The sequence below is a fragment of the Oscillibacter acetigenes genome, from assembly GCF_025567605.1.
Taxonomy (GTDB): domain Bacteria; phylum Bacillota; class Clostridia; order Oscillospirales; family Oscillospiraceae; genus Oscillibacter; species Oscillibacter welbionis.
In genome coordinates, this window is sequence record NZ_JAOQKG010000002.1 from 531575 (window position 1) to 545694 (window position 14120).

The window sequence follows — 14120 nt, forward strand, 5'->3', positions numbered from 1 at the left end:
CAGTATATCAAATTTTTGCGGGTCTGCCAACCCCATCCCGGCGAGGGAATGGTCCTTGCAAAATACCGCCTGATCCGGTAAACTGGTGGCATCAAAAAATCCCCAGGAGGGATGCAGATGCGATTCATTTTTCTGGACCTGGACGACACCATTCTGGACTTCCACCGGGCGGAGCGGCAGGCGCTCTCCCAGACCCTGCGGCACTTTCATGTAGACCCCACGGACGCCGTTCTGGACCGTTATCACGTCCTGAACCGCCGACAGTGGGAGTTGCTGGAAGAGGGGAAGCTGACCCGGCCCCAGGTGTTGGTCCGGCGGTTCCAGCTGCTGTTTGATGAGCTGGGGGTCCGTGCTGCTCCGCAGGAGGTCTGCCAGCTTTATGAGGAACAACTGGCCCAGGGCCACTTCTTCGTGCCCGGCGCCCAGGAACTGCTGGAGGCCCTGCACACAAGATATGAGCTGTATCTGGCCACCAACGGCACTCCCGAGGTCCAGAACAGCCGGATCGAGAGCGCAGGCATCGCCCGCTATTTCCAAAACATCTTCATCTCCGAACAGATGGGGGCCTATAAGCCCAGCCCGGCCTTCTTCCACGCCTGCTTTGCGGCGATCCCGGACTTTGATGCGGCGGAGGCCATGATGGTGGGGGACAGCCTGACCTCCGACATCCGGGGCGCCCGGAACGTCGGCCTGCGGTCTTGCTGGTACAATCCCCAGTACCTGCCGCCCCGGCCGGACATCCCGGCGGATTATACCATCGGGGCCCTGCCGGAGCTTCCACCCCTGCTGGAGCGGCTGTGAGCGCGATTGAAAAGAGGTCCCCCGCTTTTGGCGGGGGACCTCTTTTCAGAATGTGCCTCTGCGGGCAGTTTCATCACTCCAGGATATAGACATTGCACGTCCGCCGTCCGAAGTTGATGCACTGCTGATAGGTGTCGTAGTACAGGTCCACGATATTTCCCCGCACGCCAGTATCCGCCGCCACGGCGGTGCCGTAGACCACGGAGCCGTCGGCCGCCACGATATACATCTTAGTGCCCAGGGGGATAACGTTCTTGTCCACAGCCACGGTGCCCACCTTGACCAGAGTGCCGGTGGCGGTGGTGTAGTCAGCGCCGCCGTGGCCCGCGGTGTAAGCGGTGGCGGTCATGGACTTCACGCCGGAGAAGTTCAGAGTGGTGCCGTCTGTCAGGGTCAGGATGCCGCTGCCGTCGGCGTTTTTAGAGACGCTGGCGACGCCCGCCCTGGTGGAAGCGACGGCGGTGCCGTACTCCACGACTTCATTCACGGCGGTGCTCTCCAGCTCCTCCACGAACTGGCGGGAGATCTCCTCGCCGCCGGACCAGACCACCTCATAGATGGAGGTGCGGACGCCGTCGGCGCCCTCCTGGACCACCTTCTCCGTGCCCTTGGGCAGGGAGGGATTGGCCACCCGCACTGTCTCGTAGGTGGCGGGCTCCTCCACCTGGTCGTAATAGGTCAGCTCGGAGGCAATGGTCAGCTCGGCGCTGTCCTCGTCCAGATCCACGGCTACCATCTCCAGGGGACTGGGGGTGATGTGGAGCCGTTCCAGCAGCTCTGCCACAGTCTCGCTGCGGGCCTTGGCGGTGACGGTGCTGCCGTCGTGCGTGACCGTGACCTCCTGTCCGGCGGTCAGGGCCATGTCATAGCCACTCTGGCCGCTGGAGAGGTACACCAGCTGAGAGGACATCTCGCCCTCCCGGACTTCCTCCTCGTTCAGCACGATGGCGGCGTCCTCTGGACCGGTGAGAATATACACGGCGTTTGCGTGATCGGTGACGATCCAGCTGGTGCAGACAACGGCGGCCAGCACAAAGAGCTGCAGACCGAACCGGGCCTTGAGGCTGTGCAGCTTTTTCTCAAAAGCATGTGTGTTCAAAATCAGATACCTCCTCAGAAAAGGTCTTCCATGCCAGTCTTCCCTGGTTTTGGAAGGTCTATACCTCGGTGTTTTCCTGAATGAAAACAACTTGTAACTTTTGTTACCGATTGGAAAACTGGGGCTAGTATACACCGGCTTCCCACTTTTGTCAAGTTTTTGTGGGGGTTACGGTGTTATGTCTCCCACTTTGCAGAAAAACAACGCGGTCGAGCTGTGCAAAAGTCTGGAGAAAAAATAAAAAAAGTAACAAATTGGTGACATAAAACCGACGCAAAAAAACAGGCCCCGCGCCTGTCTGTTCAGACGCGGGACCTGTTGGGGAACCCCCTCTGTTTTCAAGGGATTCAGCGGACCTCCGGCGTGAAGCCCAGATCCTCCAGCTCGCTGACGGCTGTCTTGACGCAGTTGTCACAGCCGTCGACGGTGACAGTCTTGGTGTCCAGAGAGACAGAGAACTTCAGCTCCGCGGCGGTGAGGGCGTTGGTGATGCGCTTGACGCAGTTCTCACACATCATATCAGGGACAGAAATCGTAGTCATATTGAGTGCTCCTTTTCATTTCATCAGTTTTTGAATGGTGACCAGAAGGTCGTCCACGACCTCCAGATGTCCGTTTTGGATGTCCTGCACCACGCAGGAGTGAATATGGTTGCTGAGCAGCTCCCGGGAAAAGGCGTTCAGCGCCGACTGGATGGCGGAGACCTGGGTGAGGATGTCCGTGCAGTAGCACTCTTTTTCCACCATGCCCCGGACGCCTCGGACCTGGCCTTCGATCCGGTTCAGCCGCCGGATCAGGGAGTCGTACTCCGGGGCCTCCCGGTGCTTGTGGCGGCAGGGACAGCCTGCCGCTGTCTCCTCCGCCGGTGCCTCGGCGGCGGGGACTGCTTGCAAAGTCTGATCTTCCATATAGAATACTCCTTTTTCCCGTTTCCCGTCAAATCACAGTTTGGCCCGGCCCAGCCGCAATGCGTTGCCTACCACGCAGACGGAGCTGAGGCTCATGGCCGCCCCCGCGAACATGGGGGACAGCAGAGGGCCGCCGAAGGCGAACAGCAGGCCCGCCGCGATGGGGATACCGATGGTGTTGTAGCAGAAGGCCCAGAAGAGATTCTGCTTGATGTCCCGCAGGGTCAGCCGGGAGAGCCGGATGGCCCGGGGTACATCCTGCAGGTCCGAGCGCATCAGCACAATGTCCGCGGACTCGATGGCGATGTCGCTGCCGCTGCCGATGGCGCAGCCCACGGTGGCGGCGGTGAGGGCTGGGGCGTCGTTGATGCCGTCGCCCACCATCATCACCTTGCGGCCCTGAGACTGGAGCCGCTCCACCACGCCGGCCTTCTCCTCTGGCAGCACCTCGGCGATGACTTCGTCCACACCCACCAGGGAACCGATGTGCTCCGCCGCCGCCCGGTTGTCGCCGGTCAGCAGCACGGTCCGGATGCCCTGCCCGCGCATTTTCTGGATGGCGGCGGCGCTGGTCTCTTTCACCGGATCGGCCACAGAGATCAGGCCCAGCAGGGTGCCGCCCCTGGCGAAGTACATGGGGGTCTGGCCCTGGGCGGAGAGGCGCTCCGCATCAGATGCCAGAGAGGAGACGTCCACGCCGTGCTCCTCCAGCAATCGGCGGTTGCCGGCCAGGACGGTCTCGCCGCCCAGCACGGCCTTCAGGCCCCGGCCAGACAGGTTCTCAAAGCTCTCCGGCCGGACGGTGCCGCCGTAGCCATGCTCTTGGGCGTAGGCGGTGATGGCGTTTGCCAGGGGATGGGCGGACACCGCCTCCACCGCCGCCGCGGCGGACAGCAGGTCGGATGCCTCACACCGATGGGGGAGGACCTCCGTCACGGCGGGGGTGCCCTCGGTGACGGTGCCGGTCTTGTCCAGCACCACCGTGTCCACGCTGTGGGTGATCTCCAGAATCTCGCCGGAGCGGATCAGGATACCATGCTTGGCCCCCAGGCCCGTGCCTACCATGATGGCGGTGGGAGTTGCCAACCCCAGGGCACAGGGGCAGGCGATGACCAGCACCGATGTGAACACCCGCAGCACAAAGGAGAAGGGCTGCCCGGCGATGGCCCAGATGACGGCGGCCAGCAGCGCGATGCCCATGACCACCGGCACGAACACACCGGCCACTTTGTCGGCGGTCTTGGAGATCGGGGCTTTCCGGCCCTGGGCGTCCTCCACGAACCGGATGATGCGGGAGAGGGTGGAGTCGTCGCCGGTACGGGTCACCTGGACGTACAGCACGCCGTTCTCATTGACGCTGCCGCCGATGACCTCGCTGCCCACGGCCTTCTCCACCGGCAGGCTCTCGCCGGTGAGCATGGCCTCATTGACGCTGCTCTCGCCCTGGGTGACGGTGCCGTCCGCCGGGACCCGGGCGCCGGGCTTCACCAGCACCACGTCGCCCACCTTCAGTTGGCTGGTGGGCACCTCCCGGCCCGTGTCCGCCAGGATGGCGGTATCCGGGGACAGCTGCATCAGGGCGGTGATGGCGCCTTTGGTCTTCTGCATATTCCGGCTCTCTAGGAACTTGCCCAGGGACACCAGAGTCAGCACCACGGCGGCGGACTCATAATAGAGATTGTGGACGTAGCTGGGATCGTCGGAGATCAGAAAGGTCATCACCAGGCTGTACGCAAAGGAGCAGCCGGAGCCGATGGCCACCAGGGAGTCCATGTTGGGGTTGCCGTGGAAGAGGGACTTGAAGCCCCCTTGGAAGAAGTTCCGGCCGCAGTACAGCACCGGCACGGCCAGGATCAGCTGCAGCACCGCAAAATTCATGGGATGGGTGTGCATGGAGAAGAGGTCCGGCAGGGGCAGAGCTGGCAGCCCGAAAGGCAGCATCTGCCCCATGGACACATACAGCAGCACCGCGGAGAACACCGCCGCCGCGATCAGCTCGATCTTCCGCCGCTTCAGGGCGGCGGTCTCTGCATCCTCAGCATTCTGGACCGTGGCGGGGGCCGGGTGCTCCAGGTGCAGGGCGGCGCCGAAGCCTGCCTTCTCCACCTTGGCCACGATCTGCTCCTGGGTGCATTGACTTTCATCGTATGCAATGGTCATGATACCGGTGGTGAGATTCACCTCGCTGCGCTCCACGCCGGGCAGCTTCCGGGTGACCCGCTCCACGGACGCGCTGCACGCGGCGCAGTGCATCCCGGAGATGTCGTATTTTTCTTCTCGCATAGGAACCTCCAATCTGCCGGAGAGATACCCTCCGGGGGTATTCTTTCTGAGACCTACTATATACCCCTGGGGGGTATTTGTCAAGAGGGGAATTTTCGGCTGTGAAAAAATGCCGTGGAATCCGGAAAACCCCTTGACAACCGGGGGAACTATGGTATGATGAATATGAAATCTAACAAAAAATTTGTGAAACTAAAAAATTTTGTATGGTGAGGATTATGAGAGATTCGATCAAATGGGTCGCCAATCGGATGCCCAAGAGCGACGACCGGCAGCTTTCCATCATGTCCCTGGGGAACGTGGCCAAGGCTCGATTCTTCCACAGCAGCTTTCCCCAGTATTCCATCACGCCTCTGGCCCGGCTGGACGGCATGGCCAAGTACCTGGGCCTGGGCGGCCTGTTCGTGAAGGATGAGTCCTTCCGCTTCGGCCTCAACGCCTTCAAGGTGCTGGGCGGCTCCTTCGCCATGGCCCGGTACATCGCCAAGGAGATGGGCAGGGACGTCAGCGAGATGACCTACGACTACCTGACCAGCGAGGCATTCCGCCAGGAGTTCGGCCACGCCACCTTCTTCACCGCCACGGACGGCAACCACGGCCGGGGCGTGGCCTGGGCGGCTCACAAGCTGGGCCAGAAGGCAGTGGTCCACATGCCCAAGGGCTCCAGCCAGGCCCGGTATGAGAATATCGCCAAGGAGGGCGCCCAGGTCACCATCGAGGAAGTCAACTACGACGACTGCGTCCGCATGGCTGCGGCGGAGGCCGCCGAGACCAAGCACGGCGTGGTGGTGCAGGACACCGCCTGGGAAGGGTACGAGGAGATCCCCGCCTGGATCATGCAGGGCTACGGCACCATGGCCAATGAGGCGGCGGAGCAGCTGCGGCAGGTGGGGATCAACCGCCCCACTCACGTGTTCGTGCAGGCCGGTGTGGGTAGTTTGGCCGGAGCAGTGATCGGATATTTCACCAACCTGTTCCCCAACGATCCCCCCACCTTCGTGGTGATGGAGGCCCGGGCGGCGGACTGCCTGTACCAGGGCGCCCTGGCAGGGGATGGACAGCCGAGGATCGTGGAAGGCGATCTCAAGACCATCATGGCGGGCCTGGCCTGCGGAGAGCCCAACATCCTCTCCTGGGACATTCTGCGCAACCATGTCTCCGCCTTCGTCTCCTGCCCGGACTGGGTCAGCGCCCGGGGCATGCGGATGCTGGGCGTGCCGGTGAAGGGCGACCCCACGGTGATCTCCGGCGAGTCCGGCGCGGTGGGCATGGGCCTGATCGCGGCCCTGATGGAGACGGACGAGTACCAGGACCTGCGGGAGGCCATCGGCCTGGACCGGTTCAGCCAGGTGTTGCTGTTCTCCACGGAGGGCAACACGGATCCCATGAAGTTCCGCAAGGTGCTGTGGGACGGCGAATATCCGACGGTGTAAAAAAGAACCGGGGGAAGCATTGCTTCCCCCGATTTGTTTTCGGTTTAGGCGGTGATGACGGATGTGTTGCTGTAAAGGGTTTCGCTGCCGGAACTGTCTTTTGCATAGAGCGCAACCGTTGCATAGTAACGCACGCCGGGTGTGCCCTGGTAGTCCACTCTTCTATATGCGGCTGAAGTATTCGTATCAATTAGACCACTTGTATATGTTTTTACATCTTCATAAGAACCATTGCTTTGGCGTTCCCAAATTACAATCTCTGTAGCACCAAGTCTATCCATAATATGAGTGGCATTGATGTCAAATTCTACGGCAAATTCACCATCTCCTAAAGGAGTTGCCACAACTCTCGTATATGAAAAATAATCGCTAGCTCTTTGAGATTGAGCACTTGCAGATACTGTACCCAGAAGTATTACAAAAGTCAAAGTAAAAATAATTAAACGAATGAATTTCTGCTTCATGTGAAGACTACCCCTATTGTATAGAATCGACCATCTTTTTCAATCCATCAAAAGAAACGTGGCCTTGAATGTGCCCTTCGACCACCCCATTCAACCAAGCTACACTGTTTGTATCATTATTACTCATTAAATAATAAGTAATCCCGTCCACCTCATAAAGTTCGAATGAGTTACTATCAATTTGATATGTACCATCGTATTTTTCTGGTACAGAGTCATAAATTTGAATTCGAATTGTAAATTGCTCTTGACTGTTTTCGAATGTTCCTTGGAGTCTGATCATACCAATTTGTTCAACAACACTAATGCTTCCGACTAGTTCTGTATCTTCTGGAAACCATGTGGGAACAACTGGGAGATCAGTTCTTTCAGAAACCGCTAAACGCAGAGTATTATACGGATCATCCTGCGGCGCTTCTGCTTCCTCCTGCCCCGGCGTCACAAATCCAAAGGTCTCCGCGGTCCAGTCCGCGAACGCCTGGAGGATGTCGAACCCAAAGGCGGAGGCAGCGCCGCACAGAATCACAATGCACGCGGCCGTGATGACGGCTGCCCGCAGAATCCGGCGGCTTTTCTTTTTGGGGGAAGGGGAGGTGATTTGGTCAAGATGGGATGAGTCACGTTCCGGGAGGACCTCAGTCTCATAGGCAGAAGCCTGTCCTTGATAATTTTCCTTGAAATCCCGCCATGCGGCGTCCACGTCGACCTCCGCCGCCGGGGGATTCGCATCCCGCTGCTTCATCACCTCCATAATCGCCATGATGTAGTCCACGTCCGGCTCACCGCCGTCCGCAGCCGTGAATTCCTGCTGGAGCAGAGCCTCCAGCTCTTCGGTGCGCATTTGTTCCAGGAAAGGATACGCCGTATTTCGATCTGATGGCATCTCCGGGAACCTCCTCTGTATCTATAATGACCGTTTCGGCCCCGCTTGTTCACAGGGGCGGCGAAAAAACTTTTAGTGCCGGTTCCACTGTTTGACGAACCGCTCCTTTGAACGCTTGACCCGCATGGCCAGGGCGGACTTCTTCAACCCCATCTCCCGCGCCAGCTCCTCGTAGGTGTACTTCTCCAGATAGAGCTTCCGCAGGATCTCGTACTCCTCCGGCGTGAGGATGCTGGTGATCTCCGCCCGCTGCTGGAAATCATCCTCCGGAGAAGCGGGCATCTCGCCGGCGGCCCGGATCAGGTGCTTCCGCCAGAAGCGGTCCTCTTTCAGGAGCTCCAGGACCTTATAGCGCAGGACCCGGTACAGCCATCCCGTGGGCGAGGCGCTGCTCCAAAGATCTGCCTGATGCTCCCAAGCGAAGGCGAACAGCTCCTGCACCACCTCTTCCGCACGCCCGGCGACGGAGACGTACCAGCTTCCGCCAGTCCGCAGGGCGATCTCCGCACAGCGGAGCAGGTCCGGATACAGCTTCCGGTAGAGGGCTTCAAATCGCGGTTCATCAAAAGAATCGTTATGCGCCATAGGCGTCCCCCTTCTCTTTCTATCTATCGGGGTGCCGCGCCGCCGGAGCGGGCCGCGGTACGAATTTGATTCTAACACAAATTGCCGCAGGTTTACAACTTTTTTGCAAGCGCTCTCCGCAGCACGGGAAAAAGCCGCCGGAACCGCGAATGTGCGGCCCCGGCGGCCTGGATGGATCATCTGCGCTGCCCGGTCCTGGTCTGCTCCACGATGTCGTCCATGACCTCCCGGCTGACGGCGCCCTGGACGTAGCCGAAGACGTTGCCCTCCGTGTCGATCATGAATGTGGTGGGATAGGCGCTGATGCCGTACTGGTAGAAGAGCGTGCCCGTCTCGTCCATCACCACGGGATAGGTGTAGCCGTTTTCCTCCAGGAAGGCGGTGATGTCTTCGGCGCTGCCCTCCTGGCCGATATTGGGCCCGGCCACGCCCAGCACCACCAGCTCCCCGGCGTTCTCGTCCCAGTCCTCATACAGGGCCTGGATGTCCGGCATCTCCATCTTGCAGGGGCCGCACCAAGTAGCCCAGAAGTTCAGAAACACCGTCTTCCCCTGGTAGTCCGAGAGGGTGTGGGACTGGCCGTACTGGTCCGTCAGGGTGAAGTCCGGAGCGGGGACCACGGGGATCTCCTGGCTGTCCGCCCCGCTGTGCTCCTCCTGAGAATCGCCGGAGGGGGCCGCCTCTTCGCCGCTGTTCCCGGCGGGCTCTTCCTGCACCGTGCCGGAGCCGGCAGCCAGATCTGCGGAGATGCCGCCGGTGGCGCCGGTGAGGGTCAGGATGCCCATGACGATCAGCAGCACCGCGCCGATCTTCACCGTGTAGCGCACCACATTCTGGTGGGACTTGAAGAAATCCAGCACCGTGCCGGTGAAGAGTCCCACTGCCAGGAAGGGTAGTACGAAGCCCAGGGTGTACACGCCGATCAGCAGAAATCCCGCAGCGGAGGACTCTGCGGAGGAGGCCATCAGCAGGACGCTGCTGAGGGTGGGGCCCACGCAGGGCGTCCAGGCGAAGCTGAAGGTGAAGCCCATCACCAGGGCCACCGCCGGGTTCATAGCCAGTTTGTTCAGATGGAAGGGGAGGCGGTGTTCCTGCTCCAGCAGCATGGTCCGCTTGCCCAGCCCCAGCTGGTACAGGCCGAACAGCAGGATGATGACGCCGCTGGCCCGGGCGAACCACACTTGGTAGTTGTGGAAGAACTCCCCCAGGGCGGTGAGGCCCAGCCCCAGCAGGAAGAAGGCGAAGCTGATGCCCACCACGAAAAAGAGGGTATTGAGGAAGATCTTTCCCCGGGGATAGCGGCGGACGCCATCCTCGCCCACCACAGCGGCGCCGCCGGCCAGATAGCTGACGTACAGCGGCACCAGCGGCAGCACGCAGGGGGAGAAGAAGCTCAGCGCGCCCTGCAGAAAGACAGTGACGGCGGATACGCTGGTCTCAATGGAAAAGCCCATGGGGACATCCTCCTGAATATGAAGTCATGGCGCCATCATACCGGGTTTTCCGGCCGCTGTAAAGAGGGATTTGCCACATCTTCCGGGAAACACGGAAGAATCCTCTTGACAGCGGGGAGCGGGGCGGTCAAGATAAAGAGTGGAAAACAAGACCGCAACGGGCGGCAGGGAGGCACTTTGCAATGGAAATGGTGGATTTGTACGACGAGAACCGGCTCCCTCTGGGCCGGACGGCGGAGCGTTACGCCCCCAAGGGGGAGGGAGAATACCGGGTGGTGGTCCATATCTGCGTGTTCGACAGCCGGGGCCGCCTGCTGATCCAGCAGCGGTCTCGGGAAAAGGCCGTCTGGCCGGAGGCATGGGATGTGTCTGCCGCCGGCGGCGTGGATGCCGGAGAGACCAGCCGCCAGGCGGCGGAGCGGGAGTTCCGGGAGGAGCTGGGCGTGGCCCTGGACCTGACGGGAGTGCGGCCCTCCTGCACCGTGAACTTCGACGGCGGCTTTGATGACTTCTTCCTGGTGGAGCGGGACCTTGGCCTGGAGGAGCTGACGCTCCAAAAGGAGGAGGTGGCCCGGGCCCGTTGGGCGGAGCTGCCGGAAATCCTGGACATGGTGGACCGGGGGGAGTTCATCGACTATCCCAAAAGCTTTCTGGCGTTTTTGTTCGACATGCGGGGGACCTTCGGCTTCTGCACCAAATGAAGCTCCGCCTGGACCGAAGCTTCAGTGCTTTTTCGGAAAACGGCCTTGACAGGGGACGTTAGACATGGTATAAACAAAACATACTGATGGTATGTATATAAGGGGGGACCGGTATGGCCCGAAACAAGCACCCGGAGGAGACGGTGGAAAAGATCCTGGCGGTCTCCGCGAAGCTGTTTATGGAAAAGGGATATGAGCACACCACCCTCCAGGACATCATTGACAATCTGGGAGGACTGACCAAGGGGGCCATCTACCACCACTTCAAGGGCAAGGAGGAGATCCTCCTTGCCATCGCGGACCGGATGGGAGAGCAGACGGAGGCCTGGATGCGGACGGTCCGGGACGATCCCGGCCTGACCGGAGCGGAGAAGCTGCAGAAGATGTTCCGGGCATCCCTGGAGAACTCGGACCAGACGGACCTGTTCGTGCTGGCGCCCAATATGCTGAAGAACCCCAAGCTGATGAGCATCCTGCTGGAGAGCATGATCGGGGAGGTCCTGCCCAACTACATGGAGCCCGTCCTGCGGGAGGCGGTGGCGGACGGCTCCATCCGGACGGACTACCCGGAGGAACTGGGGGAGCTGCTGCTTCTCCTGTCAAACGTGTGGCTGAATCCCATGATCTACCCTGCCACGCCGGAGAAGACCCGCCGCCGCATGGAGCTATACGACCAGATGCTGCGGAGCATGGGCCTGGACCTGCTGGATCAGGAGCTGTTGAATCAGTGGGAGCGATTTTGCCGCCTGTCCCAGGAACGGCTGTAAACAACAGAAGAAACTGCCCGACAGGGCAGCTTCTTTTTCACATAAATACATACCAACCAAATGTATGAAAAGGAGGAGCGTATGAGACAAACTGATCGGCTCCTGCCCCAGGACCTGGCCGCCTGTCTGTGGCTGCTGGGTCTGGCCCTGCTGGCAGGAGAGAACGGGAGGAGGAATTGAGATGCGGGAAAAGCTGTTTCACCGGGACTTCACCTTGGTGGTGATTGGACAGATCATCTCCCTGCTGGGTAACGCCGTGCTGCGATTCGTCCTGCCGCTGTATCTGCTGGACGTCACCGGTTCCCGGAGCCTGTTCGGCCTGTGCTCCGCCGCGGCGTTCGTGCCCATGGTGGTGCTGACGCCCCTGGGCGGCGTGGTGGCGGACCGTCTCCATAAGCAGCGGATCATGGTGGCGCTGGACTTCTTCACCTGCGCCCTGGTGGCCCTGACGGCGCTGGCCTTGGGACATCTGCCCCTGGTGCCGGTGCTGGTGGCGGCCATGATGTTGCTGTATGGTATCTCCGGGGCATACCAGCCGGCGGTGCAGGCCAGCATGCCCCTGCTGTGCCCGCCGGATCGGCTGGTGGACGGCAACGCCGTCATCAACCAGGTCAGCGCCCTGTCCAGCCTGCTGGGACCGCTGCTGGGGAGCCTGGTTTACGGTGCCTTCGGCGTGACACCGGTCCTGGCGGGGGCCTCCGCCTGCTTTTTTGCTTCGGCGGTGATGGAACTGTTCATCCATATCCCCCATACGCCAAGACACACTGGAGCCAGCGTCTGGCAGACCGCCAGAGCGGATCTGGCGGAGAGCGGGACCTTCCTCTGGCAGGAACGGCCGGAGATCCTGAAGTACATCGCCCTGGTCAGCGCCTTCAACCTGCTGCTGAGCGCGCTGCTGGTGGTGAGTATGCCGGTGCTCATCAAACAGACCCTGGTGCTGGGGGACACCTGGTACGGCCTCAACCAGACCGCCATGGCGGCAGGGAGCCTGGCCGGGGGCCTGACAGCGGGACTGCTGGGTCCCCGGCTGACAGTCCGCCGGTCCTGGCTGACGCTGCTGGCCTGCGGGGGCTGCCTCATCCCCATGGGGCTCTGCCTGCTGGCAGGCGTGGGGGCTGTCGCGGCCTTTGCTGTGCTGACGGCTGCGGGCTTCGTTCTGATGGCTTGCGCCGCGCTGTTCACCGTGACCATGCTGGCCCACATTCAGGCTCAGACGCCGGCCACGCTGGTGGGGAAGGTGGTGTCTCTGCTGCTGACCGTCTCCCTATGCGCCCAGCCGGCGGGGCAGGCTCTCTACGGGGTCCTGTTGGAGCAGCTGGCCGGGGGCGAGGGCTGGGTGCTGCTGGGCGCGGCCTGCGGGGCCATGATCGTCGCTGTGGCGGCCCGGCGGGTGGCTTACTCTGCCGCCTCCGGCTCCAGCAGGTGCATGGCGGAGACCTCGTAGGCCACCCGTTCCTGGGCGGTGCCGTCCTCCAGGACCTTGCGGTAGGTCCGGCTCTGGACCCGGCCTTCCAGGCTGAGCGTGTCCCCCACCTGGAGCCGGGCCGCCTGGACCGCCAGCTGTCCCCAGGCGATCACCGGCAGATAGTCCGCCCGGCCGTACCGGCGGCTCACCGCCAGCATCAGGTCGCAGATGCTGCGGCCCAGAGGGGTGCGGCGGAAGATGGGGGGCTTGCACAGGGCGCCGGAGAGCAGAATGCGGTTGCAGGGCTCTCCGGACCCGGGTTCCATGGCTTGGGCATACACCGTCAGCACCAGCCGATTCCCAACGCCGGAGCGGTTGTTGAAGGACCGCAGCTGCCCCCGGACCCGGAGCGGGTCCTCCAGCCGCACCGCAGTCAGCAGGGCCTCCGGCACCAGCACCGGCAGCGTGTCCGGAGTGCCGGAGAGCCGGGGCACCTGCAGGGGAAAGCGATAAAACCGGGTGCCGTGGTTTTCATGGGAGAGTGCAGGCGCCTCCAGAGCAATCCCCTCCAGCAGCACCTCGTTGCGGGTCTGAGTCGTCATGTTGTCCACCTCTCGGTCGTGATGGTACACCTTATGAGAGCCGCGGCCGGGATAGACCTGAAAATCCCCGGCGGCGGAACAGGTCCTTGCCTCCGGGGCGGAATGCGTATATAATAAAGCCATGAATCCGGCGGCCCACCGCCGTTCCACAAGGAGGGGAAGCGATGAAAGCCATCGTTTACACATCCCAGACCGGGCACACCCAGCGGTATGCCCAGATGCTGGCGGAAAGGACCGGCGTGCCGGCATACAGCCTGAAGGAGGCCGGAAAGAGCTTGCGGCGGGGCGAGGAGATCTTCTACATGGGCTGGCTGATGGCCGGCACGGTGAAGGGCCTCCAGAGCGCCATGGACCGCTATACCATCCGGGGGGCAGCCATTGTGGGGGTCTCGCCTCAGGGGAACGGCGACCTCTGGACCGAGGCCCGGATCAACGGGGGATACAGCGACAGCGGCGGGCGGCTGTTCTATCTCCAGGGCGGCTACGCGCCGGAGAAGCTGGGCTTTTTCTATCGCATGATGATGAAGCCCATGGCCGGCTCCGTTGTCCGTCAGGTGCAGGCCCGGGGAGAGGCCGCCACGGACCAGGAGCGCCGGATGGCGGAGATCTTTCAGCACGGCGGCGACTTTGTCCGGGAGGAGGCGCTGGATGAGATCGTCCGCTGGTTCCGGGAGGGCCCCCACGACGGAGAGGTGAAAGCGGTCCCCAGCGTGGACATTTGAACCTGACGAAAAA

The 14120-nt window shown here is 61.6% G+C and carries 15 protein-coding genes; 6 read left to right on the plus strand and 9 right to left on the minus strand.

The annotated features are described in order from the left end of the window. The first annotated feature begins 117 nt into the window (after positions 1-117). Positions 118-801, plus strand: coding sequence for a YjjG family noncanonical pyrimidine nucleotidase (locus tag OCV80_RS06455; RefSeq protein WP_051319996.1), 684 nt, complete (start codon positions 118-120; stop codon positions 799-801). Positions 802-874: 73 nt separating this feature from the next. Here the strand turns inward: OCV80_RS06455 and OCV80_RS06460 are convergent, their stop codons facing one another. From OCV80_RS06460 to OCV80_RS06475, 4 genes are all read right to left on the minus strand, one after another. Continuing rightward, the gene (locus OCV80_RS06460) at positions 875-1900 is read right to left on the minus strand and encodes a G5 domain-containing protein (protein WP_136891563.1); all 1026 of its coding nucleotides are present in this window, start codon (positions 1898-1900) and stop codon (positions 875-877) included. A gap of 347 nt (positions 1901-2247) precedes the next feature. Beyond that, on the minus strand, positions 2248-2442 hold the full coding sequence (locus tag OCV80_RS06465; RefSeq protein ID WP_021749759.1) for a heavy-metal-associated domain-containing protein: 195 nt from the start codon (positions 2440-2442) through the stop codon (positions 2248-2250). Positions 2443-2457: 15 nt separating this feature from the next. Continuing rightward, complete coding sequence (locus OCV80_RS06470) at positions 2458-2808, minus strand: metal-sensing transcriptional repressor (RefSeq protein ID WP_021749760.1); 351 nt, start codon at positions 2806-2808, stop codon at positions 2458-2460. A 33-nt stretch (positions 2809-2841) separates the two neighbouring features. Beyond that, positions 2842-5091, minus strand: coding sequence for a heavy metal translocating P-type ATPase (locus OCV80_RS06475; protein ID WP_136891564.1), 2250 nt, complete (start codon positions 5089-5091; stop codon positions 2842-2844). 218 nt (positions 5092-5309) lie between these two features. Between OCV80_RS06475 and dpaL the strand changes: the two genes are divergently transcribed. Further along, positions 5310-6524, plus strand: coding sequence for a diaminopropionate ammonia-lyase (dpaL, locus tag OCV80_RS06480; protein ID WP_119310724.1), 1215 nt, complete (start codon positions 5310-5312; stop codon positions 6522-6524). A gap of 44 nt (positions 6525-6568) precedes the next feature. Here dpaL and OCV80_RS06485 read toward each other — a convergent pair whose 3' ends face one another. The 4 genes from OCV80_RS06485 to OCV80_RS06500 all read right to left on the minus strand — a co-directional run bounded on the left by OCV80_RS06485 (position 6569) and on the right by OCV80_RS06500 (position 9910). Continuing rightward, positions 6569-6988, minus strand: coding sequence for a hypothetical protein (locus OCV80_RS06485; RefSeq protein WP_136891565.1), 420 nt, complete (start codon positions 6986-6988; stop codon positions 6569-6571). A 13-nt stretch (positions 6989-7001) separates the two neighbouring features. After that, positions 7002-7871, minus strand: a complete 870-nt coding sequence (locus OCV80_RS06490) for a DUF4367 domain-containing protein (RefSeq protein WP_267288292.1) — start codon at positions 7869-7871, stop codon at positions 7002-7004. A 72-nt stretch (positions 7872-7943) separates the two neighbouring features. Further along, a complete protein-coding gene (locus OCV80_RS06495; protein WP_021749765.1) occupies positions 7944-8456 on the minus strand; it encodes an RNA polymerase sigma factor in 513 nt (170 codons plus the stop codon). A 176-nt stretch (positions 8457-8632) separates the two neighbouring features. Further along, entirely contained in the window at positions 8633-9910 is a 1278-nt protein-coding gene (locus OCV80_RS06500) for a redoxin domain-containing protein (RefSeq protein ID WP_136891567.1), read from the minus strand. A 182-nt stretch (positions 9911-10092) separates the two neighbouring features. Here OCV80_RS06500 and OCV80_RS06505 point away from each other — a divergent pair, with 182 nt between their 5' ends. The 3 genes from OCV80_RS06505 to OCV80_RS06515 all read left to right on the plus strand — a co-directional run bounded on the left by OCV80_RS06505 (position 10093) and on the right by OCV80_RS06515 (position 12822). Further along, on the plus strand, positions 10093-10611 hold the full coding sequence (locus OCV80_RS06505) for an NUDIX hydrolase (protein ID WP_021749828.1): 519 nt from the start codon (positions 10093-10095) through the stop codon (positions 10609-10611). A gap of 113 nt (positions 10612-10724) precedes the next feature. Further along, positions 10725-11378, plus strand: coding sequence for a TetR/AcrR family transcriptional regulator (locus OCV80_RS06510; protein ID WP_021749829.1), 654 nt, complete (start codon positions 10725-10727; stop codon positions 11376-11378). A gap of 181 nt (positions 11379-11559) precedes the next feature. Further along, positions 11560-12822 carry an MFS transporter gene (locus tag OCV80_RS06515; RefSeq protein ID WP_267288293.1) on the plus strand — a complete coding sequence of 421 codons (1263 nt, stop codon included), beginning with the start codon at positions 11560-11562 and terminating at the stop codon, positions 12820-12822. On the opposite strand, the gene OCV80_RS06520 is transcribed toward OCV80_RS06515, so the two are convergent. After that, complete coding sequence (locus OCV80_RS06520; protein WP_249390704.1) at positions 12774-13508, minus strand: single-stranded DNA-binding protein; 735 nt, start codon at positions 13506-13508, stop codon at positions 12774-12776. The two genes, OCV80_RS06515 and OCV80_RS06520, sit on opposite strands and share 49 nt — an antisense overlap. Before the next feature lie 41 nt (positions 13509-13549). On the opposite strand from OCV80_RS06520, the gene OCV80_RS06525 reads away from it, so the two are divergent. Then, positions 13550-14107: a hypothetical protein gene (locus OCV80_RS06525; protein ID WP_025544844.1), complete on the plus strand. Its 558-nt coding sequence runs from the start codon at positions 13550-13552 to the stop codon at positions 14105-14107. Positions 14108-14120: the final 13 nt, after the last annotated feature.

What these genes read in the sequence shown, in the direction of transcription:
- OCV80_RS06465 (WP_021749759.1), bottom strand. Translation starts at nt 2,442, where the DNA reads ATGACTACGATTTCTGTCCCTGATATGATGTGTGAGAACTGCGTCAAG.
- OCV80_RS06475 (WP_136891564.1), bottom strand. Translation starts at nt 5,091, where the DNA reads ATGCGAGAAGAAAAATACGACATCTCCGGGATGCACTGCGCCGCGTGC.
- OCV80_RS06515 (WP_267288293.1), top strand. Translation starts at nt 11,560, where the DNA reads ATGCGGGAAAAGCTGTTTCACCGGGACTTCACCTTGGTGGTGATTGGA.
- dpaL (WP_119310724.1), top strand. Translation starts at nt 5,310, where the DNA reads ATGAGAGATTCGATCAAATGGGTCGCCAATCGGATGCCCAAGAGCGAC.
- OCV80_RS06485 (WP_136891565.1), bottom strand. Translation starts at nt 6,988, where the DNA reads ATGAAGCAGAAATTCATTCGTTTAATTATTTTTACTTTGACTTTTGTA.
- OCV80_RS06520 (WP_249390704.1), bottom strand. Translation starts at nt 13,508, where the DNA reads ATGGCTTTATTATATACGCATTCCGCCCCGGAGGCAAGGACCTGTTCC.
- OCV80_RS06470 (WP_021749760.1), bottom strand. Translation starts at nt 2,808, where the DNA reads ATGGAAGATCAGACTTTGCAAGCAGTCCCCGCCGCCGAGGCACCGGCG.
- OCV80_RS06505 (WP_021749828.1), top strand. Translation starts at nt 10,093, where the DNA reads ATGGAAATGGTGGATTTGTACGACGAGAACCGGCTCCCTCTGGGCCGG.
- OCV80_RS06500 (WP_136891567.1), bottom strand. Translation starts at nt 9,910, where the DNA reads ATGGGCTTTTCCATTGAGACCAGCGTATCCGCCGTCACTGTCTTTCTG.
- OCV80_RS06510 (WP_021749829.1), top strand. Translation starts at nt 10,725, where the DNA reads ATGGCCCGAAACAAGCACCCGGAGGAGACGGTGGAAAAGATCCTGGCG.
- OCV80_RS06525 (WP_025544844.1), top strand. Translation starts at nt 13,550, where the DNA reads ATGAAAGCCATCGTTTACACATCCCAGACCGGGCACACCCAGCGGTAT.
- OCV80_RS06490 (WP_267288292.1), bottom strand. Translation starts at nt 7,871, where the DNA reads ATGCCATCAGATCGAAATACGGCGTATCCTTTCCTGGAACAAATGCGC.
- OCV80_RS06455 (WP_051319996.1), top strand. Translation starts at nt 118, where the DNA reads ATGCGATTCATTTTTCTGGACCTGGACGACACCATTCTGGACTTCCAC.
- OCV80_RS06495 (WP_021749765.1), bottom strand. Translation starts at nt 8,456, where the DNA reads ATGGCGCATAACGATTCTTTTGATGAACCGCGATTTGAAGCCCTCTAC.